Raw genomic sequence first — 253 nt, forward strand, 5'->3', positions numbered from 1 at the left:
GGTCAGGGTGTTGTTGGGGCCTTTGCGGTGGGTGGTGCCGATGGGGTGGATCGGGGGCAGGTAGACGACGTCGAAGCCCATGTCCGCGATCGCCTTCAGGCGGCGGGCGGCGGTGCGGAAGGTGCCGTGGGGGCGCTCGGCGGTGCCCTCGGAGCGGGGGAAGAACTCGTACCAGGAGCCGTACAGGGCCCGTTCGCGCTCCACCAGCAACGGCATCGCGTCGGAGGCGGTGACCAGCTCCCGCAACGGATAC

1 pseudogene is annotated in these 253 nt (G+C 70.4%); it reads right to left on the reverse strand.

From position 1 onward, the window contains the following. A pseudogene (locus IH25_RS38310) lies at positions 1–253 on the reverse strand (alpha-1,4-glucan--maltose-1-phosphate maltosyltransferase); the annotation flags it as partial.

It is taken from the genome of Streptomyces achromogenes subsp. achromogenes (assembly GCF_000720835.1).
Taxonomy (GTDB): domain Bacteria; phylum Actinomycetota; class Actinomycetes; order Streptomycetales; family Streptomycetaceae; genus Streptomyces; species Streptomyces achromogenes.